Annotated in this window: 1 protein-coding gene and 1 pseudogene; both read left to right on the top strand. The window is 39.2% G+C overall.

Going from position 1 to position 1,886, the window contains the following annotated elements:
* Positions 1–775 precede the first annotated feature (775 nt).
* A pseudogene (locus GVO63_RS19795) lies at positions 776–1,192 on the top strand (hypothetical protein); the annotation flags it as partial.
* A gap of 343 nt (positions 1,193–1,535) precedes the next feature.
* On the top strand, positions 1,536–1,886 hold a 351-nt coding region (locus GVO63_RS19670; protein ID WP_236552223.1), incomplete at its 3' end, for a hypothetical protein.

Raw genomic sequence — 1,886 nt, 5'->3', positions numbered from 1 at the left:
GTTATGTACTTCAATGAAAAGGTTTAGGCCAATTTGAATAAAGAAATAAAACGAAGCCTAGTTTACCTAGTGATTACTACTATCGTTTCGTTACTAATTTTAGAAAATGTAGGTAGTGGAATAGAACTTGTCTCTAGCCGTCGCGGTTCGGAGATACATATTTTTGTTATATATCTTTTATCTCTCTTCTTTGTTGGCTATTCGTTGTTTTCTCTAGTGAGTGCTGTCGTATTTACTACAATTGGCCCAGACTCGTTTTGGCGTAAAAACATATGGGATATCATACTTGGCCCTGTTCCAGATAACAGTGAAAAGCAATGATAGGATGTTTTTCAGTCGCACATAACAAGCGCATCAAGTCGCTCGCAGGCTCGCTCGGACACAAAAACTACGCGGCGTTTAGTTTTGTGCTTCGCGATTTTAACCTAAACGCCGCTACGTTTTCGTGCCGCTTATGCGGGTGTTATATGTCAGTAGGCTTTTAAAGCCATTCGGTTGATTCTCACTCATTATTCATGCGACGAAGATTTTAAAGTGCTAAGCAAGAAACAATTTTTACTGCAATATTTGCTAACTATTCCTTTTTTCACAGTAGTAGGCTCGGCTGTGCTTTGTGGTATTCTGTCCGTCGCATTTGGTTGGACTGCCGACTACACCAAGTCATATTTTTTGGTTTCTACAATTTTTCTTGTTGCTTTGTTTTATTTATTCAATTTAAGAACATTAATCCAAGTTTTACTTCAAAAATAGTGCATAGGTAGTTTAAAAGTGCCATATAACAAACCGCTGTAGTCGGTCGCAAGCTCCCTGGGACAATAACACGTGGGCTCAGTCGCTTTGCTCCAATTTTAGCCCACGTGTTATTGCCCCTAAGCGGGCCGTTATAACTACGTTTAGCGATAGTGGTTATTTTTATTCAAGGAGAGATGAAATTTCAAATTCCCTAGGTAAACAAATTCAACTTATATTTGCTTTAGTTTTTTCGGTAACCGTTGCTATTTTTGTACTGATTTGGGCGCGAACAGATAGCCCAATATATAGACCTCTAATTCAAGATATGCGGCTTGTAGACTCCGTTGAAATAGTGGACGTTCTAGATCAAGAAGACATCAAGTATTACTCGGATGTCAAAAATCACATGCTATATGTAGACAGAGGAAAATCTGATTTAGCGCGAGTAGCTCTCGCGAAAAGAGGCTTTGTTATTGAATATCCAAATATAACTAAGCATAGCGATTTAAACGAAGCATATGATGAATTCATAAAGCAACAGAAAGAAAAAGAAGTAAATGGCAAAGTCTGGGAGCATCCAGCTTTTCTCCAATTAGTTAAACTTGTTGTGGGTGGATTAGTTATCATTGTTCTTATTCTCGCAGTAGTTCGCCCAATGCTAAGACAGCTTTTATTGGGTGATAAGGATGAGTAGTTATAACAAACCGATCAACACACTCGCTACGCTCGCTGGGACGCCTACTTGCTGCGGCTTCGCCATTTACGCAGCAAATATTCGCCCGTTATCGGGGCGTTAGGTGCTTATGGGTAATAAGACGGATTCTGGACCTTATATAAATACTATTACAAACTCTCATTGGCTTCTGCTTCTGTTCGTTGCTACTTTTGTTGCTTCGTTTTATTGGCAAATGCCATCTATTTTTGTTTACGTTATTGGCTCTATTATCGGTATTTACTGTTGTGCTATTCACTCGATTGCTTGGCGCTACAAAAATGAATTTATACGCTTATTTCTGTTTTTCATACCTGCTATAGTCTTCGTCAGTAAATATGGGCTTTATGGGCTTCAAACATTACTGTGGGGGTTTATTCTGGCAATGGCTATATGGACAGTTTTCCGTAAAAAAGCATTGCACTACGTGGTTGGCCGCACC

It is taken from the genome of Alteromonas sp. KUL106, from assembly GCF_009811415.1.
Taxonomy (GTDB): domain Bacteria; phylum Pseudomonadota; class Gammaproteobacteria; order Enterobacterales; family Alteromonadaceae; genus Alteromonas.
This window is presented reverse-complemented; position numbering and strand designations above follow the sequence as displayed.